Consider the following 23546-nt stretch of genomic DNA (forward strand, 5'->3'; position numbering starts at 1 on the left):
AACTAAATAGCTCCTTCCTTCGTCATCTGTGTCAATACTTCCTTCAGACGGACGCGCGCTTCCTCCGCGTCTATACCTTCCAGCTGTGCTCCGGCAATATCCATATGACCGCCTCCGCCCATCCGTTCCATAATAATCTGTACGTTCACCTCATCCATGGCACGCGCACTGATATAAACCTTGTTCATATACTCTGTCAAAACAAAGGATGCCTTGACGCCGACAATGTTCAGCAGCTCATTCGCTGCCTGTGCGCCTGTCACTGTCGGATTTTCCAGACCATCGCTGGGACAGATACTGATTGCATAGCACCCCATAAATGCTTCGGCGTGACGCACTGCCTCCGCTCTTGCCTTGTACGTGCTCATATCGTCCCTGAAGGACTTGCGCACCCTCGTCATATCTGCACCATTTCTGCGCAAAAATGCCGCTGCTTCAAAAGTCCTCATTCCTGTCTTGGCCACAAAATTCTGCGTATCCACAACGATTCCTGCATACATACAATCCGCTTCACTTTGCTTTAGCCGGATGCCGTCATCATAATACTGCAATATTTCTGCCACCATCTCACAGGCTGAAGAGGCAGACGGCTCAATATATGAAAGCGAAGCATTCTGAATCTTTTCCGCTCCCTGACGATGATGATCCAGCACGACAATCGTACGCGTCAGATACAGAAGCTCTTCGCATTCCGTCATGCTCGGACGGTTCGTATCAACTACAACCAATGTGGTATTGTAATTTATCATTTCAATCGCCTGCTCATGGTCGAGAAACAGCCTTTCTCCGCCATTCTCGTTTGCCTCAAGCACGCTGATCCAAGGCCGGATGCCACTGTTGACATCGCCAAGCACAATATAGGCCGGCTTATTCACCTGCTTGGCTGCGCGGCAAATTCCCACACACGCGCCCAGGGAATCAATATCCGTCATTTTGTGCCCCATAACAATCACACGGTCACGTGAATTGATCAGCTCGCGCAAAGCCTGCGCTTTCACACGTGCACGGACTCTCGTGTTGCGCTCCGCTCTCTGCGTCTTTCCACCAAAGAACGACAACTTGTCCTGCTCCTTCACTACCGCCTGATCTCCGCCTCGCGCAAGAGCCATTTCCATAGCCCCCCGGCCGGCTTCAAAATTCTGTACGTAATCTTCGTTGCTGATACCAATTCCGATACTCACAGTCATATTGATGGAATTACCGATATTGACTGTCTTGACATCTTCCAATACAGAAAAACGGTCCTCCACCATCGTCTCAAGTCCTTTGCGGTTCACAACCAAAAGGTACCTGCCCTTTTCCAGTTTACTGATCAGACCACCGACAGAAGAGACATACTTCGTAATTTTCCTGTCTACCAGTGCCTCCAGCATAGAGCGCCGGATATCTTCCACGCTCTCCATCACTTCATCGTAGTTGTCCATATACAAAAGGCCGACCGCGGGCTTCTGTTCATAATTCTCCTGTTTGAATGCCAAAAGCTCTGTAATATCAAAAAAATACAGCGCAACGATACAGCTCTCGCCGCCAGTCTGCTCCACCCCTTCCAGATCTTCAAGCATAGAACTGAGCCATACCCTTTTCATGTCCACCCGGTACCTGCGTTCATTATACTCAATCTCAAGGCTTCTCGCCTCTTCATCCAGCGGAAAATGCGCTGCATTCATAGCCGGAAACAACGTAGATATATTTTTATGATAATCTGCATCCTTTCCAGTAAGCTCTGCCATCATATCATTCATCCAGACCAGCTTTCCATCTGGCTGAACAATCGCATACGGAACCAGAAAATTCTTCAGCATTTCTTTTTCAATTCCGCTGAACTTATGCGCAAAATCCATCAGTTCAATCAGAACCCGTGACCGGTAATGCACATCCAGCAAAACCAGCGACAAAATCAGAACAACTGTAAATCCTCCCACAATACATCCCGCCAGCGTATTTACATACAAAACAGCCGCGGTAAGCACCAGCTGCAGAAGAACTACCAGAACGCACCAATACCAGTGCCGCATAACCTTGCCACTGTATCTCAGCTGTGCTTTGTTGTCCATTCTATTTTTGTCCATAACAGTCTCCAATCTTTCATGAAGCAACACAAATCCGCTTTACGGTTGTATTGCAGCAGGAAAACAAAAACAAACCTGACATTGTATTATAGCATAAAACATAGTCTTAATAAAGTTCTTTTACGAAAACACAGAGGCTTCCCCTTCCTGCTCAATCATATTTCTGATTTCCTGCATCTCACAGTCCAGTGCTGTGATGGCATCTGCACATCTTTGCAGCTTTTCCACAATCTCCGCCTCATTCGGCAAATCCTTTTTATAACGCAGCTTATGATCCACGCTCGCCCAGAAATCCATCGCAATCGTCCGAAACTGCACCTCTACCTTAACAGCAACCTTGCCTTCCTCCAGAAAAACCGGTATCTCCAGAATCAGGTGCAGACTGCGATATCCGTTCGGCTTCGGATTTTTTATATAATCCTTTGTTCGAATCAACCGGATATCATCCTGATTCACAAGCAGCTCCGCCAACCGGTAAATATCCTCCGGAAATGCGCAGACCACACGAATCCCCGCCACATCATAAAGATACTTCTCGATACTCTCTCCGATCTTGTCCTCCGTCAAATCCGGTACCTTCCGCTCCAGCTTTTCAATAATGCTGGCCGGACTTTTCAGACGGCTCTCAATTGATTCAAACGGATTACGATCGTATTGCAAGGAAAACTCCGCATTGAGTACATTCAGTTTTGTCTCAACCTCCATAATGGCACAGCGGTATTTATTCATGATCTTCATGTACTGACGCCCGTTCTCCAAAATACTGACAAATTTATAACTCAAATCACTTAATTCTTTCTTTGTATCTTCCACTTATTTCCCACCTTTATCTCATGCTTCAGAAATTATGCTGCCCAAAACGCCCGGACCCTTCCACAATTTTCCGCACAATCCCTGAACACATTGTACCAGAAGCATAGCAGTATGTATAATTAAAATTGTATTAAAAAATTCATGACACCAGCTTTATGTTTTGATTGATATATTCAAAAAATATCTTACAATAATTTTGCAGAAATATAAAAGCAAAAGAATTGAGGTAAAAATTGTGAACAATATCTTACTGACATCCGGCTATAATTTCGAAGAGTATTCTATCTCAGAATATCTCGGAGTATACTCCGGAGAATGTGCGCTGGGAACAGGTTTTCTGAGTACTTTAGGTGCCAGTCTCGCAGATTTTCTTGGCTCCAACAGTACAATGTATTCTGACAAATTAAAAACAGCCAAAACATATGCAATGGAACAATTAATGACTCGAGTAGAAAACGCCGGCGGCAACGCCATTATTGGCCTTGATATCGACTACACGACTTTTTCCGCAGACATCATGGGAGTTATTGCCAACGGTACAGCTGTTAAGATAACGAAAAATGTGAACGCTCCTTTGACCAAACCAAAAACTTTCCCAATACGGGCAACCAATCCAGGAATGCCTTTTATTCCTGCATACGTATTGATTGATCTGTCTCAAAATTTTGCTTCCATTTCTCTTGATATTTATTGCCCTGTTTCTTTTGATTTGGAAACGGCTGCTTCTGCTCCCAAAGACAGTGACATGTGGGTTTTCAATTTCGAGGCATTTATGAAAGCCGTTTTAGCATACAATACGGCCAAAGAGATATTAGAATTTTTAAACGAATACAACGAAGAACACCCCAACACTGTAAGTCCTCTTTTAATAGAGGAAATTGTAAATCTCGTATCCCTGGAACGTATATACGGAAATATGCAAAAGTCCGCAGTAAACAAGATTCAGGATTTCTTCCTGACACATGATGCCTGAATACATAGTGCCTATATAATAAGCCCACAAAAAAGAATGCGCAAAAGCGCATTCAGCCTGAGGCTTTTTTCAGATACGAAACGAAGTTTGGCCCATTTATACAAAAAAACGCCGCAACATGTTTACACATCCTGCGGCGTTTCTGTTTTTTATCACGGTTCTTTTTATCGAATTAGTCCTGAACGTATGGCATAAGGGATACGTGACGTGCTCTCTTGATGGCTACGGTCAGCGCTCTCTGATGCTTTGCACAGTTTCCTGTGATTCTTCTCGGAAGGATTTTTCCTCTCTCAGATACATATCTTTTCAGCTTGTTTACATCCTTGTAATCAATCTCATTGTTTTCCTTGCCACAGAAAACGCAGACTTTCTTTCTTCTGCGCATACCGCCTCTTCTTTTCATAGAAGCATCGCCTCTGTCTTTATTGAATGCCATTTGGTTATTCCTCCTTTTACGCAAAAATTCCAGGCGCTTTAGTTAAACGGGAGCTCTTCGTCGATTCCGTCCGGAATATTCATGAAGCCGTCTCCTGCTGATGCCTGACTCGGTGACGGCATCGGCGCCGCCGCCATTGGTGAAGGCTGACGCATCATACCGCTGTCTGCGGACGCCGCCTTGCTCTCAGCAAACTCCTGATCCTCCACAACCACATCGGTCGTATATACTTTCTGGCCATCCCGGTTTGTATAGCTGCCGGTCTGAATGCGGCCGGTCACTACAACTTTTGTTCCCTGACGCAGATACTTTTCTGCAAACTCCGCACTTCTGCCGAACGCCACGCAGCCAATAAAATCTGCACTCTGTCCGTCGTTTCCATCACGGCGGAATCTGCGGTCAACCGCCAGCGTATATCTGGCAACTGCGGTTGAGTTATCCCCTGCGGAATAACGTACTTCAGGGTCTCTCGTCAAACGTCCCATTAAGATGACTTTATTCATTCTATCTCCTCTTTTCTATTTATGCATCCTGTCTCACGCATAAATATCTGATTACGTTTTCCATGATACGGATCCGTCTTTCAACTTCTGCCGGACATGTAGCATCAGACTCGAAACGAACGAAATAATAAAATCCTTCACGCATTTTCTGGATTTCGTAAGCGAGCTTTCTTTTGCCCCACTCGTCTACCTCGGTTACAGTACCGCCAAAACGTGTAATGATCTCTTTTACCTTTTCGATTGTAGCGGCTCTGTCTTCGTCTTCAATTTTTGCGCTGACAACCACTGCTAATTCATACTTGTTCATGCTTCTCGCACCTCCTTATGGTCTCTGGCCCCTTTTCGATGAAAGGAGCAAGGAAATAATATATCACAAGCACTGATTTTACCATAGTTTGTCTGCAAAAGCAAGCAGTTTTTGCCCAAGCCCCACGGCGTCCTTCAGCCTTCTTTTGCCCGCAGTCCCTTCGTATTTTTCTCTACCAGTTTGCGGGCAACCATAATCTGGTGGCCGCATCCCAGACACTTCAATCGAAAATCTGCTCCCACGCGCAAGATTTCCCATTCCTGACTGCCGCAGGGATGTTTTTTCTTCAATTTTACAATCTGTCCCACTTCATAATCCAAGATCGCTCACCTGCTTTCTGCTTTTCCATTTCCATAATGGTCATAACGATTCAGAATAACTTCTTTTATTCAGCATTTAGAGGTCTTTTCCCTCTGTTCTTCTCTCACACCTCAATCTGCGCAAGCACCTTGCCGATCCTGTCAGAAATCAGCAGTTTGGCTTCCTGATCTCTGGGGGTCGGAGATTTGTTGATTACCACAAGATGCCTGCCCCTGAAAGAATCAACCAGCCCCGCTGCCGGATAAACAGCCAGAGAGGTACCTGCAATGATCATTACATCCGCATGGGAAATATAGTAAATTGAATCCTGTATCGTCTGCTGATCCAGCCCCTCTTCATAGAGCACCACATCCGGTTTTATGACACCTCCACAGGTACAAAGCGGTACTTCACCCTGAAACTCCAGCATATATCTGGCGTCGTAAGCCTTTTTGCAACGCTGACAGTAGTTGCGGTGCACGCTGCCATGCAGCTCCAGCACCCGCCTGCTCCCTGCTGCCTGATGCAGCCCGTCAATGTTCTGCGTCACAACCGCCCTTAGCTTTCCTTTTTCCTCCAGCTCAGCCAGCTTTTTATGCGCTGCATTTGGCTGTACATCGAGGCAGAGCATTTTATTCCGGTAAAACCGGTAGAACTCCTTTGTATTCCGCACAAAAAAGGTATGGCTCAGAATCGTTTCTGGTGGAAAATCATACTCCTGATGATACAGACCATCCACGCTTCGAAAATCCGGAATCCCGCTTTCCGTAGACACACCTGCGCCGCCAAAAAATACAATGTTATCACTGCCGCTGATGATCTCCTGTAATTTATTTATCTTCTCTTCCATTCTGCCAAATCTCCTTTATCTGAAATCCGTATCCCGGTAGACTCCAATCTCTGCCACTGTCTCCATATTCTCAACATTCTCAACTAACTTACTCTTAATTTCCAATTCCTGTAATCACTTTACCATGAATCTGCATGTCCAACAACTAGAAAAATTCTGCCTTGCTTCTCCACGACTCACCCTTGTCACTTTTCTGCTCCGGTCAGCAGCGCACGCATCCTGCCAACTGCCATACCTGTATTTTTTTAATACCTTATAAAAATATGTCTCTGAACTGTACCCGGCCATTTTTCCGATATCCCGGATACTCAGTTCACGGTTCTGCCGGATCAGATCAATTGCCGCATTGATCCTCCAGCGCCAGGTCATCAGTGAACTGCTCTTTCATAATCCGGATCGCTTCCCGCACGTACTGAGCCCTCGTATCGGCCGGTTCGGCAATACTGCAACACCTTTTAATCGCCTTTATACATTCTGCTGCGATTTCCTCTGGTCTGCTGCATTCTTCCACCTGATATATGGCCAAAACCCATGTTCGGCCGAAAACATCAGATCTGGCCGATATGCACCGCACTGTCTTGCCAGGCATGAAAGCAAAACATACTGTTCCTGTATCTTTACGCCGGTTCCTGAAAACTCCTGGTCAAGCATTTCCCTTATCCGGATAATCTGCTGCTGATACCCTTCCACAAGCGCCGCCATATCTAAAATGTCCCATGAAAAAGCCCGATTCACTTTTGCCTTTGATAAACGGTCGATGAGCATGGTAAGCGCCCCTGTAAAAATAGAAATCAGATCACGCCGCAGGATAGAGTGAATCGTATCTTTATATTTTTTCTTCAGTATACATGCCATGATAATTCCCCACTGATATACGGCTCTGTCACGCTTTCATTCCAGGCTGTTATAATCTCCGGCTTCAGAAGCACATCCTTTTCACGCTCCATACTGCCTCCCTCCGCCACCTGATTACAATGTTCATATAAAACCCGCACAGCCTCCGTTCCCATCGTCTGCGGACGCTGTTCCAGAACAACATCTACATAGCCGTTTTGCAGCGCCTGGCTTGTATCGTCATTCAAATCAAAAACCACCTTGTGCATCTGTGTATAACTTTCCGGATGTTCTTCCATAATCAGCGAAATCGCCCGTGAAGAATACCCTTCGATGCAAAACAATCCGTCAATCTCGGGATTCTGGTCCAAAAGCTGTGTAATCTGATCCTTCAGCGCAATAATACTTTCACCTCGTTCCAGCACAGCAGTAATCTCCATATCAGGATATTGTTCCAGTCCTTCTTTCAGGCCACGCAGCCGCTCCGCCTGATTCGACTTTTCAATTTCAGACGCAACAGCAGCTATCCTTCCCTTTTCCCCGGTCAGATCCGCGAGTAATCGGGCAGCAGTCTGCCCGGCTGAAAATTTATATCAATGCCGCGCTCCTTACACGCCTCGGAAACTGCCAGAGCCGCCTGCTCCCAGTAGCCATAATTTGCCGTCGGAGCCACAAATGTAAACTTAACTTTTTCAGCTATCCGGTTATCACTTTCCTTCTCATAGACCAGACCAACATTCAGCTATGCTATTCCGAGCAACAGTACCGGGATCATCCATTTTTTCAACGGCTTTGCCCTCCTTTTTTGCCTTTGCGGGTAGTTCATTCACCTCTATCGCGATTCTCTCTTCATTTATCATAACAAGAAAATCGCTGAGCCGTCAACAAAAGACCGCGGTATCTTCGGGGCCGGATGCCTTTTGGATACCGCGGTTATTCAAAATCCTTAATTCATACCAAGCTTGTCACGCAGGAAGCTTAATGCCGCCTCATTGATATATGTTCCAAGATTATCACGGCCTGCCATGGAGTTCACCATGAGGTATGCCTCAAGGCCTGCTTGAATGTATAATTTGTGAAGACGCTCTGCCTGTGCAACAAATACACGCGGGTCCTTTCCCCCCTGCCCCATAAAGATCGGTGCATCATCTGTTGTCACATAATTGATCGGACTCGCCATTTCCACAAGCTTCAGCTCCTCTTTGTAAGGCGTATCCGGATTATACTGTTCTGCACGCAGAACGCCCATGCCTTCTCCCTTTTCCTTAAACCCGATAAGCTGAGAACGTGCTGAGTTATATGCGTCTATCTGATTATAGGCATCCATTGCATTGATGTGATACGGGGCATCATACAAATCTGTACTCAGAATAATAATATCTGTCATACCATAAAAGTCTGCGCACACCTGCACCCGACTGGACTGTTCCAGATTTCCTCCTGTCTCTCCTTCCAGCTCCTCCACATCGCCTGTAACAGCAAGCAGAATTGCCAGATGTGCACCTGCTGAAGTTCCGGAACAAGCAATCCGCTCTGGATCAATTCCGTATTCCTCTGCATGAGCACGCAGGAACCGTACTGCACCCTTGCAGTCCTCGATCTGTGCCGGATAAGCCATTTCCTGGCTCAGGCGATAATCAATCGAGCCCCTTCCTCTACAAGAGAAAGCACGTATGCAAGCTGCTGATTGGACCAAGAACCTGTAAATTCTTCTTCACATTTGTAGGATGCCTCCCACCATGCACCACCGTGGATAAATACAATAACTGGAGAATTCTCTGTCACATCCTCTGATTACAGGAAAAGATAGCGCATGTAATCTCAAAATACCTGCCCTGGCACTGACCGTTTTTGCATTGAAATCTGATAATTCTTTCTCTCACTGCCAGATTTTGCACCGATTGCCTGTTTCTCATTTATAACATTTTTCTCTGTTAACAATGATTTTGCCCCAATTTCCGGCAATTCTACTGCCAGTCGGTTGCTATTTGGGGACGAAACAGGTAAACTGAAAACGATTTCCCTCGTACTAAAATCTCCAATAAATAATTTATCAGAAAGCAGGTAATAAAACATGTTTGAGCTTAACAAAACTGCATTTGCAGAATTTTTATGCCAGGAGCGAAAAGCAAAAGGCTATACCCAAAAAAAACTTGCCGAAAAACTGTTCGTGTCTGACAAAGCGGTCAGCAAATGGGAGCGTGGCTTGAGTATGCCGGATATCTCTCTTCTGATGCCGCTCGCTGACATCCTCGGCGTTTCCGTCACAGAACTGCTTGAAGCACGGCGTCTTGATACCGCTTCTGATATGGAGCTTTCGCAGGTAGAAGTCCTTGTCAAAAAAGCCCTCACCTTCTCAGAAGAAACACCGGAAAAAAGAAAAGAACAGCGTAAAAAACACGCGGTTCTTTTTGGCAGCTGCACGCTGCTTTCCTTATTGGAGCTATTGTTAGGAATATGGTTTTTATCCGGTAGAAAATCAATACTCTATCCATTTGCAACCACATTTCTGACATTTGAGCTGCTTAGTTTTATCTTTGGAGTCTATTTCTGGTTTTTCATGAAAAACAGACTGCCTGCTTATTATGACGAAAATGAAATCAGTGGCATCTCGGACGGATTTTTTCGTATGAATGTGCCTGGTCTGTATTTTAACAACAGCAACTGGCCGCACATCGTAAGGGCATTGCGTATCTGGTCGCTCGTCACCCTGCTGACCATACCGCCGTTTTACATTTGTTGCACTGCCGCTGCTTCCAGTTTATCCGTAAATCTGTTTCTGCAAAGCATTTTACTGGTTGTGTATCTGGCGGGATTATTTGTCCCTGTTTATGTTGTGGGGAGGAAATACGGCTAACCGCCGTATTTCCTCCCCGTATTCTCTTCCTGTATAATCACAGAAACTTACTCAAGAATAAGCATAGAGTAAGGTGCAAGTGTCGCTGTCTGTCCATCGAAGCTGCTAGTTTCATCTACTGCAGACTGGAATACCACATCTGTAAATTCACCGTAGTTCGGATCTGCAGCAATCTCCTGAGTCAGTTCTTTGCCGGTCAGATTGATCAGTACCAGCACACGCTGATCCTTAGTCATGCGAATGTAGGATACGATTTCCTGGGAATCTACAGCATATTCATCAATGTCACCATTCATCAGAGCCGGAATTTCTTTTCGTGTCTTAATAACCTCTTTATAATGAGACAACATGGATGTCGGATCCTCCTGCTGAACTTCTACAGAAGATTTTCCGCCGAGACTGTAATATACAGTATTATAGTTTGCAAGTCCATCCTTTGCAAATCCGCCTTCAAAAGGCTTTTCAAACCATCCCATACACTCACGGATACTGGAGTCAGGCTTTGCGCCGTCCATTCCAATCTCTTCTCCATAATACAGGAACGGTTTTCCAGGCAGTGTCAGCAGCAGGTTTGCCGCTACCTTTGCATGGCTTTCTGCCTTTTCTGCATCATCTCTTGGCACCGGATTCTCATTCGGATCAAGAAGAACAGGTGCTGTCAGAATATCATCCGCACTCTCATCAAATTTATAACGCAAAAGGCTGATCAGACGGTTCTGGTCATGATTTGTTATGAATGGACAGTCAATGAATTCATAATTAGATCCTTCGCCAAGCTTATTATAATAATCAATCAGTCCTCCTACGATATCCAGATCCGTTTTTTCACTCAGACGGTTCGTTTCTGATGCGAGTTCCGGATTGTAAGCAGTTGTCTCGTTGGAAACTGCTTCATAGATCTTACCGGAAAGATTGAAGTCAAAAATACTGTGCAATCCGCCGTCAGTAAGGAACGGAACCACATTATCTGTATTTTTCTCCCAAACTTCACCTACCAGGTAAACCTCCGGATACTCTGCTTCCAGGGATGCACGGAAGTCTCTCCAGTAATCCATATTTTTCTCAAATATGTAATCTGTATAAATATTTGAATAATAGTCTCCATAAATGTGGCGCGCTGCGTCCAGACGGAATCCGTCAATTCCTGCCTCAAGCCAGAAAGCCGCCACATCCTTCATTTCCTCCCGAAGCGCCTCGCTCTCATAGTTCAGATCAGGCATTCCTGAGCTGAAGATGCCTGTGTAATTGTATCCCGAAATGATATTATCGGCATTTTCAATAATACCGCGCGATACCATCCTCTCTGCTGTCTCATCCGTACTGCGCCATACCGTTTTATCTGGACCCGCTGTTGCATTATCATAGAGAGGATACTGTGCTTCATATCCTTCCATGCTTCCATGTTCTTCGAGATAAGCCGCCTCTTCTGCATGGATCTCATCTGCTGTTTTCTCTACATAATTTGCATCGGCAGGAACAAAGGTAAAATAATCCCAGTATGGGTTTGCACTGCCATCCTCCAAGGTCGGCCCTTTCAGTGCTTCCTGGAACCAGACGTTCGACCAGCTGCAGTGGTTAACGACCAAATCCATGATAACCTCAATGCCATATTCATGACAGGTAGCCAGCATGCTTTCAAAATCTTCCATTGTTCCATAATCGCTGTTTACTGCATAATAATCAACTACATCATAGCCATGCGCACTGCCTGATCCTGTAATCGGCATCAGCCAGATACCGGTGATCCCCAGATCTGCCAGATACGGAACAGCCTCCTCAACTCCTTTGAAATCACCGATGTGATCCCCGTTTGAATCCCGAAAAGCACGTACAAAAATTTCATAATATACGTCGCCTTCCTGCTCGTCAATGACCCCGTCTTTCGCAGTAAAAGCCTGCGGCTCCGCTGCAAATACAGCTGCCTGACTTCCAAACGCCATGATTACTGCAAGCCCTGTGGATAAAAATTTTTTACACATGTTCTTCCTCTCCTTTTCCTTTATTCGATCAGCAAGGTTCTCTGCCAGATCTTACGAGAGGTATTCTATATTCATTTTTTTGTACTGTCTATTTAGTTTTTTTATACGTCCCATTACATTTTTAAACAAAATCACCCATTTTTGCCTGGACATTCCATTCATTTTTTGTGCATCTTGTTCATTCCTTTACACTGTATGGCAAAAAATCAACATGCGAATCACCGTTTCAGCCCTGCCTCCGGAATACGGAAGCCGATAACCGTCCTGATATAGGGCGTACTCTCAATAAAAATTTCCACTTGTTCCTGAAAATATAACTGCATCCGACGGAATACATTAATCAGTCCGATTCCGGCTGTGTGAGTTTCCGGAGATATGCTTTGAGCCATGATACGCAGTTCATTTACCTTTTCCGCTTCCATTCCCGGTCCATTGTCCTCCACATAAATAGCGATCCCCTGCGCCTCCTTTTTTATGTTGCAGCTTAGCTGAATCCCCCTGGCACAGCAATCCACGCCGTGGGTAATCGTATTTTCCACAAGGGGCTGCAAAATCATAAATGGCACGTATAAAGAAAAACACGACGAGTCACAGTTTATCTCATATTGAAAACGACTGCCAAAACGAATTGTCTGAATATCTAAATAATTTTGTATCTGCTGCAGTTCCTGCTCTATGGTTACGATTTCCCGCTCCTGGTCCAACACACTGCGAAGATAACGGGCAATCGCCTTTGTGATATGCTGCGTATGAGACGCCGCTTCAATATATGCCTGCTTCGCAATCATATTCATGCAATTAAATAAAAAGTGAGGATTTATCTGATTCTGAAGAGCTTTCAGCTCCAGCTGTACGTTTCTGTACTCCAGCTGCAGCTTTTTTTCATTTGCCTCTTTACGCTCCATTTCCACCTTCTGCTGCTGCTTTAATATTTCAATCTGCTCCTGAATCGTCTGTACCATATGGTAAAAAGAATTGATCAATACACCTGTTTCGTCCTTTTGCGGATGATGCCACCCCGGGAGATCCCATACATTCTGCATTACCAGATTTGCCATTTCCGTGAGATGTAAAATCGGCCGCACGATGTTGCGAATGCGAAGAAAAGATAAAACAGCCAGTACGATAATAACACTGCAAAAAACTAACAGCATATTGCGCTGACGCTCCGCCTGCTGGCTTCCGATACGACTGATTTCCTGGACAGATAATTTATCAATGGATTGCTGGACATACACCGTGTATTTATTTAAAAGGGAATACTCGGAAGAAAATTCTGTATATGCGCTTTTTGCTGCTTCTGTTTCCCCTTTTTTTGTTTCTGTAATAATCAGCATTCCCTGTCTGGAAAGATTTTCAGATAAATAGGACAAATTTTCAATATAGGGATCCGGGAACGCCTCAAAAAGCTCTGTTGCAATTCGTACTAATTTTTCCTTGCTTTCCAAATACTCCTTCATACAGTTCAAATCCTTTGTCATATTCGAGTATTTTTGCAGGGCAGAACGATATTCTGACAGTGCTTTCATATATTGAGGCATAAGCTGATTCTGTTCAATCAGCAATGTGTATTCCTCGCTTACTATACCTGCTAAATAAAAATTTCCGAAAAAGAAAAGCAGGGAAGTCAGTGCAATCATACTGACCAATAAACCCAATTTTCCCTGCAGGGTATGAAATTTTTTATTCTTCATCTTCTATCCGCCTTTGATATTCATTTACAGTAAGTCCAGTCGTTTTCCGAAAAAGAGAGCAAAAATACGTTTTACTCGTATATCCGCATAATGCCGTCAGTTCACCGATCGTAATGCCTCTGTTTTCTGCAATTAATTCTTTCGCCCGGTTCATCCTTATCTCAGTCAGCACAGATACGAAGGTCTTCCCTGTTTTGTTTTTAAAGATACGGCTAAAATACGTTTGTGTCATGCCCATCCGATGAGCAATCGCTGCCTGGGACAGATCCGATGAATATTCCGTACGCATAATCCGGAGAATCTTATCGATCGACGCATCTGCTCCTTCCTCATTGACAGTCGGACGAAAAGACAATATCTGATGAATTATCTCCTGTTGCTTTTCCGGATTTTTCAGGAGCTCTGTATGATTGATTTCCTCCTGAACGCGAGAAAGATCCCACGAATCAGAAAACGAGATCACTGCGTCCACAAAAATCCGAATATATTCCCAAAATTTTTGCGGCGCCCTTTCGGCATATTCCCGCAACTCTGAGAGAATCATGGATTCCAGATATTTCATCCGATTATCCTGCAAAAGACGAAGGATTTTGTGCATATGAAATACATACTTATCCTTTGAAAATGCACGCGGACAGCGATCAAAACACGTATACCCAATAAAATCCCTGCTGGTCATCTGCAGCGAATACAATTCTTCGGGAATTTGCCTTCCGGCTGCTTGCATTTCTTCCAACGATATACATACCGGCCCTACATAGCAGGGCTGTTTCTGACCAGTAAGCTGCTTGAGCGACCAGATATAGCAGCGCAGCATACTGTACAGTTGAAACAATTCCCTCGTTTCCTGCGGATGAATGAAAAGAAGAAGCCTGTCCTTTTCTATCCGGGCAAATACAAAAAAAGCACGCTGAAAGATCCGACAAACGGATGAATGCAGACTGAGTGCCTCTCGCGTGCCTGTATCTTCAGAAATATCCAATGCTTGGGCAATCCATACTGCCTGCCATTCCCCGTCCTGTGGAAGCCCGACCTCCCTCAGCTTCGGTAATATCTGTTCATTTCCGGATAGCACATGGTGGATAGACCGCCTGTCTGCCTCATATCTGGCCTGACACATATGTTCCTCAAGTCTCTGTTCCTTTTCCTTTCGCTGTTCATCCTTTTCCAGTATAGAAACACACCGGTCTAATACAGACAAAATCTGCGTCTCACTGGTTGGCTTCAACAGATAATCCAATACATTTAGCTTGATTGCCAGATAAGCATAGTTAAACAAAGAATAAGAGGTGCTAATAATGATTAACCCTGCATACCCCTCCTGCCGAAGTTCCTGGCACAGCTCCAGTCCGGAGCGCTCCGGAATCTGAATATCAACAATCAGGATATCCGGAGTATACCTGTGCACCAACTCCAACGCACTATTCCCGTCTTCTGCCTCGAAAACAATCTGCAGAATTGGTCGGTTTTGGATCAGAATTAGTTGAAGTGCCTGGCGTTCGATAACTTCATCCTCTACAATCCCTACCGTATAATATTTATTCATTCGATTTTCCCTCCATCCAAAGCCGGAAGATCCTTGTGGCTGATAACTGAACAATCTATATATATCGTGTCCTGTTCCGGCGTTCCTCCATTTGCCAGGCATCCTGCAATTTGTGCGCTTTGATAGCCTACCTCGTAACTTTGCTGTACAATTACTGCGTCAACAATGCCATCTGCAAGAAGCTCCAGAGTTTCCTCCGAACGATCAAAGGCGATCAAATGTACCTTTTTTTCCAGGTTAATCTGTTTCAGAATTTGTGCGTACAACATCGTTTCTGATTCCATCAGGCCAAAAATCGCCTGAATGTCCGGATTTTCCAGAATCAGATTTTCCAGGCTGGAATTGGATACCCGCTCTGAATACCAGGGTGTCTCAGGAGATTTAATTTCTACATCCGGCCATTTCTGCCTCAATGCCTCACAAATTCCATAAAAACGATCGGAAACAGCAGCGTTCGTTTCATTATCCTGAATCATAACAGGATTGTTGCTGATTCCATACAGCTCGTCCAGTATCTGTGCCGCCAGGTAACCTGCCTGCACATTATCTGTTCCTACATAGGCGTCGCGCAGTTCCTTTCCGGCATCAGAATCTACCAGAACAATCTTGATTCCTTTCTCCCGCGCTTCCTTTATCACTTCCGTATCCGGAAGATTGCCTTCAGCAATAATCACATCTACATCGGACATCAATACCAACCGCCAGGCATCCAGCACGTTCCAGGTCATAGCATCCTTGTCCTGCAGCGAAATATCCAAAGCAAAAAAAGAAAGCCCCTGCTCCCTGCAGCCTTCCTCTATACCCTGCAGCATTTCCTGCCAGTAGGTTGATTTTGTAGAAAGGATACCTGCAATCCGCGGGCTGCATACTTCCGTCGCATCTACTGTCTGCGTAAATCCACAGAGTATACCGCAGATTATTGTAATAAGCGTCCTTTTTTTTAATCTGTTCATGGTTTCCCCCTGAATCTCCTTTTGTTTCTCTGGTTAAATTGATTATATCATACCGCAGCCGCTGGCTGCAATCAAACTATAAAAACAAAAGAATCATCCTATTCGTAGATGCACGTGCTATAATGCACTTATACGGTATCTGCGTACCAATCCATCGGGAACTAAATTCCCCTGCAAGCATTCATACGAAAGGATGATCCTATGAACACTATTTTAGAACAATATAAAGATAAAATCAATGGCACATTCTCCTTTTTTGACAGGATGATCATCAAAGGCCATATCCGCCAGTTCTTTTCCACTTCCGGAAAAGGATTTTTCCTCTCTGAACAAAATGTCCTGCTTAAAGATTTTTCGTCTTATGCCAATCAGGTAACTGCGGATATTGTCTCCTATGCAGAAAATATGGCTGCTTCTGATAAACGGCCTTTGATTTACCTTACATCTTCTAAAACTTCAAAGGAACAGGCAGCTTTACAGGCTCTTGAAGAACATCCGGTGGATGAGGGCCTCATCTGTATCCTCTCAGTAGTGGAATACTGCCAGACTCTGCAGCCTAAAAAACATGACAACGGGCTGCTTTCCCTTGACACAGTAAACCGCAAATGCAAATACTATTACTTCTATTTCCTTGATAAGCATTTCGGCTTCATGCATGTCAAGCTCCAGACATGGTTCCCTTTTCTTATCCAGGTCTATATCAATGGGCGGGAATTGATGAAGCATGTCTTTGAGCAAAACGGCATCTCTTACCAGATGTATGACAACTCCTTTTACGAAATCAGCGACATAAAAAAGGCACAGGAGCTTGCCGACAGGTTTGATTCCAAAAGCCTGTGCAGGCAGCTTGACCTCTTTGCACATAAAGTGAACCCTTATCTTGATACGATTGAAAAAACCTTCCACCAGGGATACCACTGGTGTGTGGATCAATGCGAGTACGCTACCGATGTTATGTTTAAGAGCCGGGAGGCTTTGGAGGATATTTATCCATCCCTGGTAGGCCACGCATTCTATGACTTCAACTGTACGGATATTTTTTCTTTTCTTGGGCGTAAACTTCACCATAAGTTTCAGGGAGAGGCAGTCTCCGATTACCGTAAGCGCCCAGAAGGCTGGAGGATTAAATTCAAAATGAAGTCCAACAGTATCAAGATGTATGATAAATTCAGCTGCCTGCGGGTAGAAATGACCATTAATGACCCGAGGGAATTCAAGGTCTATAAGGATGTACAACATGAAGACGGAACTACATCCAAACGGTGGGTTCCCATGGGTAAGTCTATCGCTAACTTATACCGGTATGCTGAAATTTCCAAAGCAGCAAATAAGCGTTTTCTGGATTCCATGCAGAACATAATCCCGGCAAAAACCATTGAAAAGGAGATCAACAGTATCTGTTGTCGGAAAAAACTGGGAGGGAGAAACTACAGCGGATATAATGTCTGGTCTGCCGAGACGTTTCTTCTCTTTGAGTCCGTTTCGGATGGGAAATATCTCATCCGTGGGTTTACGAACAGGGAAATCCGCCATTCAACCAATAGGGCTAATCCCGATTCTGCCAAGGTAAAAGGAAAAACCAGCAGGGAATTTACAAAATTAAGGGCGCATGGACTGATTCGGAAAGTTCCTCATTCAAGAAGGTATCTGGTCAGCGATAAAGGACGCCGTGTAATGGGTGCGCTGATCGAAACCAAAAGAAAAATCTATCCGGAACTTGTAGCAAAATAAACATCCAGCCTGTTAATATTCTTTGAAAAACCTGCCTGACGGACAGGTAGAATACTTGTGTTTTCATACAGGTATTACTGTTTTATTTTTATGTTTTTCTAAATCAATAGCATATATTTTGATTAAAGTCCTAACGTTAGAGGATTGGTTTTTTTACACTTTCTCCAGATTTTAATATGCACTTTACATAAAAAATCCATGGAATAACGCACGATTTATTGGCATTATTTTATAATCATTATCTTTTATAGATAAAATAATCGAGTTGGCACAGCGGATAAAATCGCTTATAGTGCAATTGCAGTAACAGGAACGGAATAACTGAAACTGATAAACTGTAAAGAAAAATGGAGGAATCAAGAATGAAAAAGAAACAAGTTTTAGCACTCCTATTAACTTTATCCGTACCGCTCGGCCTGACTGGCTATGCCAACGCCGAAACTGGCGAGGTGACCTTTAGTCATACCCCTTATGGCATTCAGCAGGTCTATTCGATCGAAGTTGTGGATCCGGTAACAGCGGTACGAAATCCCACCACTCCCATCTCAGGCGAGGAAACTGCCATTTATGTTTCTGCCAAAATGGATTCTGAAGATTTCATGATCCGCAATGTAACACTGGAGTGGACTGTAAATGGGGAAAAGCAGGAGCCCATAAAGATGGGCCTTGTAGAGGACGTATTCAGCCTGCCCTTTGCTATCCCGGGATTTACCGCAGATAAGGCAGATCAGGTAGATCTGAGTAAAGTAGACCGGGAAATCTATTCCTGCAATCTTCCGGCTCTTGAAAAGGACGACGTAGTTACATATCATTTCCAGTTTGGCGATACCGTCAGCGAGGATTATGAAGTAACCGTTATGGCTCATCAGAATTATACAAACATGAAACGCAATCCGGAAAAAGCCGGTCTCGTATTAGAAGCAGAGGACGGTTTCCAGATACAAATGGTATTCGGAGAAAAAGGCGGCATTCATTTAAATACCGGCTTCGGCGAACTTATACCAGACGAACAGAGCGCTGAGATCATCGAAAATGAGAACGGTCTCACGGCCAAAACTTCCGACTGCCGCGTTGAAGTAAACTATAATCCTTTCAGTATCCGTTTTTATAATGAAAATGGCGATTATGTTACTGCAATCAACGGAATTTCCGCAATTTCAGATTCCGCTGGCAATGTAGAACAGATTCAGTATGATCTCGACAGCCAGGATGACGATCAGTATATGGGATTTGGTATGCAGTTTGCCGATTTGAATCAACGCGGAAATACCGTTCATATTCAAACCATAAACTGGTATCTGGAGCAGTATAAGAGCGGTGCCACCTATGCGCCGGTTCCTTATTATACGGTTCCCGATAAATACGGTCTCTATATTGATGAGTCCGATCAGATTTCCTTCCAGATGGCCTCTGAAAACAATGACATCCAGATTATTGACCGCGTTTCTTCCAGAAAAGAGAATCAGACTGATCTGCATATTTTCCTTGGAGATAATGAGGAAATTGCAGCTGAATACGCTGATGTAAACGGTCATGCAGCTATGCCGCCTGAATGGTCCTTTGGTACCTGGCTGTGCGCAAATGAATGGCGCACTACCGCTGAAATTGAAGACGTAATGAACAAGGCTGAGGAATACAGTGTAAAATATAATGCTATTATTACAGAGGGATGGAAAAATAACTTCTACATCTTCAGCGATTCCTCTTATACGCCGCAGTCCGGAGACTATTATTTCAGCGCCTCTGATTTCATCTGGGGTGACCGCTGGACCGATCCGGTGGCTCTCGTAGAAAAAATGAAGGAAAAGGATGCCCACTTTATTCTGTGGCTGGTTCCCTCTATCAAAGAACCTGCCCTGGATGAAGACGGAAATTCCACAAATCCGCAGATGACCGCAGACATCGAATACCTGATTGAAAACAATATGGTTATTATGAATGAAGACGGCACTCCTTATCGGCAGCCAAACGACTGGTTTACAGATAATATGATTCTGGACTTCACCAACCCGATGACAAAAGAATGGCTGAAAGGAAAAATGGGCTACCTGTTTACCGAAATCGGAATCAGCGGATTTAAAACGGACGGAGGAGAATTCCTCTGGGGACGTGATGCCGTTGCCTTTGACGGACGCCGCGGAGATGAACTCAGAAATGATTATCCGGATCTGTATGCACAGACACTCTACGACATTGCCAATGAACTGACTGGTGGAGATGCAGTCATGTTCAGCCGCGCTGCAGGCCGCCATATGAACCAGCATCCGTGGATGTGGATGGGCGATCAGAATCCAACCTGGGAAGAGTTCAGATCCGTACTGAATGCACAGATGAATCTCGCCCTCTCCAATGTTCCTTTCAATACCCCGGACATGGCCGGATTCGGAGGAGATCTGCCAGGATATGAATACAAGGAGCTGTATTTGAGAGCCCTTGCGCAGGTAGCATTCTCTCCTGCCATCCAGCTTCACTCTGAGGGCCGGAACCGTGAAAACCCGGATTTGAGCCGTACCAGAATGCCTTGGAATTTGGCAGAACGCTATCACGATGACAGCATTATTGATATCTTTAACATCTTTAATGATATACACTATGAGCTTCAGGATTATATTTTGGAAAACGCAGAAAAAGCAAGCGAAACCGGCTATCCGATGATGCGCTCACTGGCTTATGAGTATCCGGACGATCCGGAAGCACGAAAAGCTGAAACTCAGTATATGTTTGGGGATAAGTATCTTGTATGCCCGGTAACTGAGCAGGGCGCAACCACCTGGGATGTTTATCTGCCTGTGGGAAATTGGCAGCACTACTTTACCGGAGAAACCTATGAAGGCAATCAGTGGTATACCGTGGATGCCCCTTTAGATCAAATTCCTGTTTTTGAAGCAATATAAAACTACCGACTGTCAATCCAACGCAAAATAAGCAGGCTGTCCATCTTAAAGTATTACAAGATGGACAGCCCCTTATTATTAAAAAGATTTATTTTATTTCTTTGAAGCATAAATCTGCACCAGCTTGCCCATCACGACAAACCGCGTTGCATCGTCTCCGGTACACGTCGAAAGCGTCATAATCCGGTCGTTCATATTGACATCCACATCGGAACCGTCGATCACTGACGTCTCAAACGCATGCTGCATCAGCGTATCAAAATCCTCCTGCGTGAAGAAGGACTGATATGTAATTCCGGTCTTATCTACAACCGTTGCGGAGAAAATCCGGTATTCATAGATCAGGTCCGGTGTGAACATCCAGAAATATTTGCTCTTATCAAAAACACCCTCTTCCCGAAATTTCTTCAGCTTTCCAAACATGGAACCATCTTTCATATTGTGGCCGTAGATGATGGTGTTCTGGTCAGTGAAATTCCCGCTGTTGTCACAGTTCACAAAAATACAGCCAGCAAAGTTGTCTTCTTTTTCAAAGGTGCGGTGCAGATAAAAATCATTATCCTCCCCCTGTACGACCGGGTAGGAAATGCCGAGCGCACGGATACGCAACCAGCCGACAATATCTTCATTTTTCTGTTTCAACTCTGTAAAATCAATGGGGTTGCGCATAGTCGGTACCGTAATCTGTTTTCCATTTTCCATAACGGTCACAACTTCTTTTCCGCTGATATTCTGCTTGTTCTGTAAATCCTGTACTGTCTTATCATCCTCAAGCGCATCAAAATCCTCGGTTTCATCTGCTTCGTCCACAGATGCATAGTCATTCTCCAGGTTGTCATATTCTACGGAGCTTTTGCGATATTCCTGATAAAAACCATACAGGGTATACGCAGAAAAAACAAATACACCAAGCGCAACGAGCATCAACAGTGTACTGAGCACGTCTCCAAATGTTTTCTTTCTTTTTTTTCCAGACATGTGATATCCCCCTTACTATTCCTGAACCGGAAAGCTTACAATAAAACGTGTATTCCGGCTGTCGCTTGTCGCAGAAATGGTTCCGCCATGGAGCTCCACGATCTGCTTTGCAATCGCAAGTCCCAATCCGGCGCCTCCGGTCCGGCTTGATCTGGCATCATCAATCCGATAAAACTTTTCAAAAATCATTTCCAGCTTTTTCTGCGGAATCTGCGGCCCTTCATTCGTAAAAATAATCGTAATATAATCGTTGCCTCCTCTGGCCTGAATCAGAATCTGCGTTCCTTCATAGCCATACGCAGCGGCATTGCGCAGAAGATTGTCAAACACACGCGCAAGCTTATCCGGATCTCCCTGGAACATCAGCTTCTCTTCCACATCCACGGCACAGACCATGTTCTTCTCGCTCAACATTCCATAGCTCTCGTCCGCCAGCTGTTCCAGCAAAATCGAAAGATTCAGCCGTTCTTTGTCCAGAACAATATTCTGCAAATTAAATCTCGTAATATCAAAAAACTCACTGATCAGCTCTTCCAGCCGTATCGCCTTTTCCAGCGTGATATGCGTGTACTTTGCCCGGTCTTCCTGCGGCATATCCGACTGCTCATCGAGCATCGTCAAATAGGCAATCACAGAGGTCAATGGCGTCTTAAGGTCATGTGCAAGATAAACGACCAGCTCATTTTTGCGCTGCTCACTCTCCGCGGCTTCCCTCTCGCGGCATTTCAGCTTCATTTTGAGTGTGGAAAGCGTCTCAGCCATCGGCTCCAGCTCAGGCACCAGAATAATTGGCTCATCTGAAGGGTTCAGCGTCTTTTCCAGGGCACCGCTGATATCGTTCAGATACTTCGTCAGACGTCCCACGGAAACATAAAAATAAAACAGGAACAAAATCCCCAGACTTCCCACCACAAAAATGGATTTGTTGTAGACAAATATACGGTTGTAATACTCTACTGCCTTCCATTGCTCAATGCCAAATCTCGTAAAAATAGCCATGACAAACCGTGCGAAGCTGTCCTGAAAAACTCCGTCCACCAGAAATGTCAGGATGCCGTATCCGATTGCCGCTACCAAAACGGAAATCAGAAGTGAGCGGATCAGTATTGTTCGTTTTAACTTTCCATAATTATTTTTCAACCTTATATCCTACTCCCCAGACGGTTTTGATAAAATCACTTTTCCTTCTGCCATCCCCCATCTTTTCGCGAAGATGACGGATATGAACCATCACGGTATTATTGCTGTTTTTGAAATATTTTTCCTTCCAGATCTGTTCAAACAGCTGCTCGGAGCTAATCACCTTGCCACGGTTTTCACACAGAAGCCACAAAATATCAAACTCAATTGGCGTCAATACCAGCTCCCGTTCGTTGTAGGTACACTCATGTGTATCACGATTCATCAAAAGCCCGGCAAAATCAATGAGATTGCCCTGCTGCTTGTTGTTTTCGTTGTACTTTGTGTAACGACGGAGCTGAGCCTTGACCCTCGCCACAAGCTCCAGAGGATTAAACGGCTTTGCAATGTAATCATCCGCCCCCAGTGTCAGCCCGGCAATCTTATCCGTATATTCTGTTTTGGCAGTCAGCATGATAACCGGAAATCTGTATTTTTCCCGGATCTTCTGAAGAATTCGAAAACCGTCGATATCAGGAAGCATCACGTCGAGAAGCGCCAGATCCGGCTCTCCCTTCTCAATCAGTCCCAGCGCCTCCCGGCCGCTGTAGGCTGTCTCCACCTCATAACCATCGTTACGCAGATAGAGTGCGATTACGTCTGCAATCTCCTTCTCATCGTCCAGAACTAAAATCTTGCTGCTCATACTT

The 23546-nt window shown here is 44.7% G+C and carries 22 protein-coding genes and 1 pseudogene; 4 read left to right on the forward strand and 19 right to left on the reverse strand.

The features are described from left to right. Window positions 1-2: 2 nt before the first annotated feature. Together AC6I2O_RS03320 and AC6I2O_RS03325 are read right to left on the reverse strand one after the other, a co-directional pair. Complete coding sequence (locus tag AC6I2O_RS03320; RefSeq protein WP_497741791.1) at window positions 3-2069, reverse strand: DHH family phosphoesterase; 2067 nt, start codon at window positions 2067-2069, stop codon at window positions 3-5. 120 nt (window positions 2070-2189) lie between these two features. After that, window positions 2190-2882, reverse strand: a complete 693-nt coding sequence (locus tag AC6I2O_RS03325; protein WP_497741792.1) for a GTP pyrophosphokinase — start codon at window positions 2880-2882, stop codon at window positions 2190-2192. Window positions 2883-3117: 235 nt separating this feature from the next. Here AC6I2O_RS03325 and AC6I2O_RS03330 point away from each other — a divergent pair, with 235 nt between their 5' ends. Further along, a complete protein-coding gene (locus tag AC6I2O_RS03330; protein ID WP_497741793.1) occupies window positions 3118-3855 on the forward strand; it encodes a heavy metal-binding domain-containing protein in 738 nt (245 codons plus the stop codon). 172 nt (window positions 3856-4027) lie between these two features. Here AC6I2O_RS03330 and rpsR read toward each other — a convergent pair whose 3' ends face one another. From rpsR to AC6I2O_RS03380, 10 genes and pseudogenes are all read right to left on the reverse strand, one after another. Beyond that, window positions 4028-4291 (reverse strand): 30S ribosomal protein S18, encoded by a 264-nt coding sequence (gene rpsR / locus AC6I2O_RS03335; protein WP_120392711.1) that lies wholly within the window; start codon window positions 4289-4291, stop codon window positions 4028-4030. A 38-nt stretch (window positions 4292-4329) separates the two neighbouring features. Then, window positions 4330-4794 (reverse strand): single-stranded DNA-binding protein, encoded by a 465-nt coding sequence (locus tag AC6I2O_RS03340; protein ID WP_120392710.1) that lies wholly within the window; start codon window positions 4792-4794, stop codon window positions 4330-4332. Window positions 4795-4813: 19 nt separating this feature from the next. After that, entirely contained in the window at window positions 4814-5101 is a 288-nt protein-coding gene (rpsF, locus tag AC6I2O_RS03345; RefSeq protein ID WP_120392709.1) for a 30S ribosomal protein S6, read from the reverse strand. A gap of 134 nt (window positions 5102-5235) precedes the next feature. Continuing rightward, window positions 5236-5421, reverse strand: a complete 186-nt coding sequence (locus AC6I2O_RS03350; protein ID WP_120392708.1) for a DUF951 domain-containing protein — start codon at window positions 5419-5421, stop codon at window positions 5236-5238. Window positions 5422-5525: 104 nt separating this feature from the next. Next, window positions 5526-6251 (reverse strand): NAD-dependent protein deacylase, encoded by a 726-nt coding sequence (locus AC6I2O_RS03355; RefSeq protein WP_120392707.1) that lies wholly within the window; start codon window positions 6249-6251, stop codon window positions 5526-5528. A 114-nt stretch (window positions 6252-6365) separates the two neighbouring features. Next, window positions 6366-6620, reverse strand: coding sequence for a hypothetical protein (locus AC6I2O_RS03360; protein ID WP_120392706.1), 255 nt, complete (start codon window positions 6618-6620; stop codon window positions 6366-6368). 96 nt (window positions 6621-6716) lie between these two features. Continuing rightward, complete coding sequence (locus AC6I2O_RS03365) at window positions 6717-7106, reverse strand: hypothetical protein (protein WP_120392705.1); 390 nt, start codon at window positions 7104-7106, stop codon at window positions 6717-6719. Beyond that, window positions 7091-7660: pseudogene (locus AC6I2O_RS03370) on the reverse strand (sugar ABC transporter substrate-binding protein); the annotation flags it as partial. The pseudogene AC6I2O_RS03370 and the gene AC6I2O_RS03365, both read right to left, overlap by 16 nt. A 371-nt stretch (window positions 7661-8031) precedes the next feature. Beyond that, window positions 8032-8703 (reverse strand): alpha/beta hydrolase fold domain-containing protein, encoded by a 672-nt coding sequence (locus tag AC6I2O_RS03375; RefSeq protein WP_497741796.1) that lies wholly within the window; start codon window positions 8701-8703, stop codon window positions 8032-8034. A gap of 8 nt (window positions 8704-8711) precedes the next feature. Further along, window positions 8712-8870 carry a hypothetical protein gene (locus AC6I2O_RS03380; RefSeq protein ID WP_497741797.1) on the reverse strand — a complete coding sequence of 53 codons (159 nt, stop codon included), beginning with the start codon at window positions 8868-8870 and terminating at the stop codon, window positions 8712-8714. 289 nt (window positions 8871-9159) lie between these two features. Here AC6I2O_RS03380 and AC6I2O_RS03385 point away from each other — a divergent pair, with 289 nt between their 5' ends. Further along, a complete protein-coding gene (locus AC6I2O_RS03385; RefSeq protein WP_497741798.1) occupies window positions 9160-9942 on the forward strand; it encodes a helix-turn-helix domain-containing protein in 783 nt (260 codons plus the stop codon). Window positions 9943-9989: 47 nt separating this feature from the next. Here AC6I2O_RS03385 and AC6I2O_RS03390 read toward each other — a convergent pair whose 3' ends face one another. The 4 genes from AC6I2O_RS03390 to AC6I2O_RS03405 form a co-directional block, all read right to left on the reverse strand. Continuing rightward, window positions 9990-11921 carry an alpha-amylase family glycosyl hydrolase gene (locus AC6I2O_RS03390; protein WP_497741799.1) on the reverse strand — a complete coding sequence of 644 codons (1932 nt, stop codon included), beginning with the start codon at window positions 11919-11921 and terminating at the stop codon, window positions 9990-9992. A 218-nt stretch (window positions 11922-12139) separates the two neighbouring features. Then, a complete protein-coding gene (locus AC6I2O_RS03395; protein ID WP_497741801.1) occupies window positions 12140-13615 on the reverse strand; it encodes a sensor histidine kinase in 1476 nt (491 codons plus the stop codon). Next, window positions 13605-15161, reverse strand: a complete 1557-nt coding sequence (locus AC6I2O_RS03400) for a response regulator (RefSeq protein ID WP_497741802.1) — start codon at window positions 15159-15161, stop codon at window positions 13605-13607. Before AC6I2O_RS03400 ends, AC6I2O_RS03395 begins: the two co-directional genes overlap by 11 nt. Further along, window positions 15158-16114 (reverse strand): substrate-binding domain-containing protein, encoded by a 957-nt coding sequence (locus AC6I2O_RS03405; RefSeq protein ID WP_120392689.1) that lies wholly within the window; start codon window positions 16112-16114, stop codon window positions 15158-15160. Before AC6I2O_RS03405 ends, AC6I2O_RS03400 begins: the two co-directional genes overlap by 4 nt. A gap of 201 nt (window positions 16115-16315) precedes the next feature. Here AC6I2O_RS03405 and AC6I2O_RS03410 point away from each other — a divergent pair, with 201 nt between their 5' ends. Both AC6I2O_RS03410 and AC6I2O_RS03415 read left to right on the forward strand, forming a co-directional pair. Then, the gene (locus AC6I2O_RS03410) at window positions 16316-17845 is read left to right on the forward strand and encodes a hypothetical protein (RefSeq protein ID WP_497741803.1); all 1530 of its coding nucleotides are present in this window, start codon (window positions 16316-16318) and stop codon (window positions 17843-17845) included. A gap of 362 nt (window positions 17846-18207) precedes the next feature. Further along, on the forward strand, window positions 18208-20739 hold the full coding sequence (locus AC6I2O_RS03415; protein WP_497741804.1) for a TIM-barrel domain-containing protein: 2532 nt from the start codon (window positions 18208-18210) through the stop codon (window positions 20737-20739). Window positions 20740-20832: 93 nt separating this feature from the next. On the opposite strand, the gene srtB is transcribed toward AC6I2O_RS03415, so the two are convergent. From srtB to vanR, 3 genes are read right to left on the reverse strand one after another with little or no spacing between them, the layout of a single operon-like run. Continuing rightward, window positions 20833-21717 (reverse strand): class B sortase, encoded by an 885-nt coding sequence (gene srtB, locus AC6I2O_RS03420; protein ID WP_120392687.1) that lies wholly within the window; start codon window positions 21715-21717, stop codon window positions 20833-20835. A gap of 15 nt (window positions 21718-21732) precedes the next feature. Then, window positions 21733-22857, reverse strand: coding sequence for a sensor histidine kinase (locus tag AC6I2O_RS03425; RefSeq protein WP_120392686.1), 1125 nt, complete (start codon window positions 22855-22857; stop codon window positions 21733-21735). Then, on the reverse strand, window positions 22847-23542 hold the full coding sequence (vanR, locus tag AC6I2O_RS03430; protein WP_120392685.1) for a VanR-ABDEGLN family response regulator transcription factor: 696 nt from the start codon (window positions 23540-23542) through the stop codon (window positions 22847-22849). Before vanR ends, AC6I2O_RS03425 begins: the two co-directional genes overlap by 11 nt. Window positions 23543-23546 lie beyond the last annotated feature (4 nt).

It is taken from the genome of Blautia sp. St.27G3 (assembly GCF_059728505.1).

What these genes read in the sequence shown, in the direction of transcription:
- AC6I2O_RS03320 (WP_497741791.1), bottom strand. Translation starts at nt 2,069, where the DNA reads ATGGACAAAAATAGAATGGACAACAAAGCACAGCTGAGATACAGTGGC.
- rpsR (WP_120392711.1), bottom strand. Translation starts at nt 4,291, where the DNA reads ATGGCATTCAATAAAGACAGAGGCGATGCTTCTATGAAAAGAAGAGGC.
- AC6I2O_RS03340 (WP_120392710.1), bottom strand. Translation starts at nt 4,794, where the DNA reads ATGAATAAAGTCATCTTAATGGGACGTTTGACGAGAGACCCTGAAGTA.
- rpsF (WP_120392709.1), bottom strand. Translation starts at nt 5,101, where the DNA reads ATGAACAAGTATGAATTAGCAGTGGTTGTCAGCGCAAAAATTGAAGAC.
- AC6I2O_RS03355 (WP_120392707.1), bottom strand. Translation starts at nt 6,251, where the DNA reads ATGGAAGAGAAGATAAATAAATTACAGGAGATCATCAGCGGCAGTGAT.
- AC6I2O_RS03360 (WP_120392706.1), bottom strand. Translation starts at nt 6,620, where the DNA reads ATGACCTGGCGCTGGAGGATCAATGCGGCAATTGATCTGATCCGGCAG.
- AC6I2O_RS03365 (WP_120392705.1), bottom strand. Translation starts at nt 7,106, where the DNA reads ATGGCATGTATACTGAAGAAAAAATATAAAGATACGATTCACTCTATC.
- AC6I2O_RS03375 (WP_497741796.1), bottom strand. Translation starts at nt 8,703, where the DNA reads ATGGCTTATCCGGCACAGATCGAGGACTGCAAGGGTGCAGTACGGTTC.
- AC6I2O_RS03385 (WP_497741798.1), top strand. Translation starts at nt 9,160, where the DNA reads ATGTTTGAGCTTAACAAAACTGCATTTGCAGAATTTTTATGCCAGGAG.
- AC6I2O_RS03390 (WP_497741799.1), bottom strand. Translation starts at nt 11,921, where the DNA reads ATGTGTAAAAAATTTTTATCCACAGGGCTTGCAGTAATCATGGCGTTT.
- AC6I2O_RS03395 (WP_497741801.1), bottom strand. Translation starts at nt 13,615, where the DNA reads ATGAAGAATAAAAAATTTCATACCCTGCAGGGAAAATTGGGTTTATTG.
- AC6I2O_RS03400 (WP_497741802.1), bottom strand. Translation starts at nt 15,161, where the DNA reads ATGAATAAATATTATACGGTAGGGATTGTAGAGGATGAAGTTATCGAA.
- AC6I2O_RS03405 (WP_120392689.1), bottom strand. Translation starts at nt 16,114, where the DNA reads ATGAACAGATTAAAAAAAAGGACGCTTATTACAATAATCTGCGGTATA.
- AC6I2O_RS03410 (WP_497741803.1), top strand. Translation starts at nt 16,316, where the DNA reads ATGAACACTATTTTAGAACAATATAAAGATAAAATCAATGGCACATTC.
- AC6I2O_RS03415 (WP_497741804.1), top strand. Translation starts at nt 18,208, where the DNA reads ATGAAAAAGAAACAAGTTTTAGCACTCCTATTAACTTTATCCGTACCG.
- srtB (WP_120392687.1), bottom strand. Translation starts at nt 21,717, where the DNA reads ATGTCTGGAAAAAAAAGAAAGAAAACATTTGGAGACGTGCTCAGTACA.
- vanR (WP_120392685.1), bottom strand. Translation starts at nt 23,542, where the DNA reads ATGAGCAGCAAGATTTTAGTTCTGGACGATGAGAAGGAGATTGCAGAC.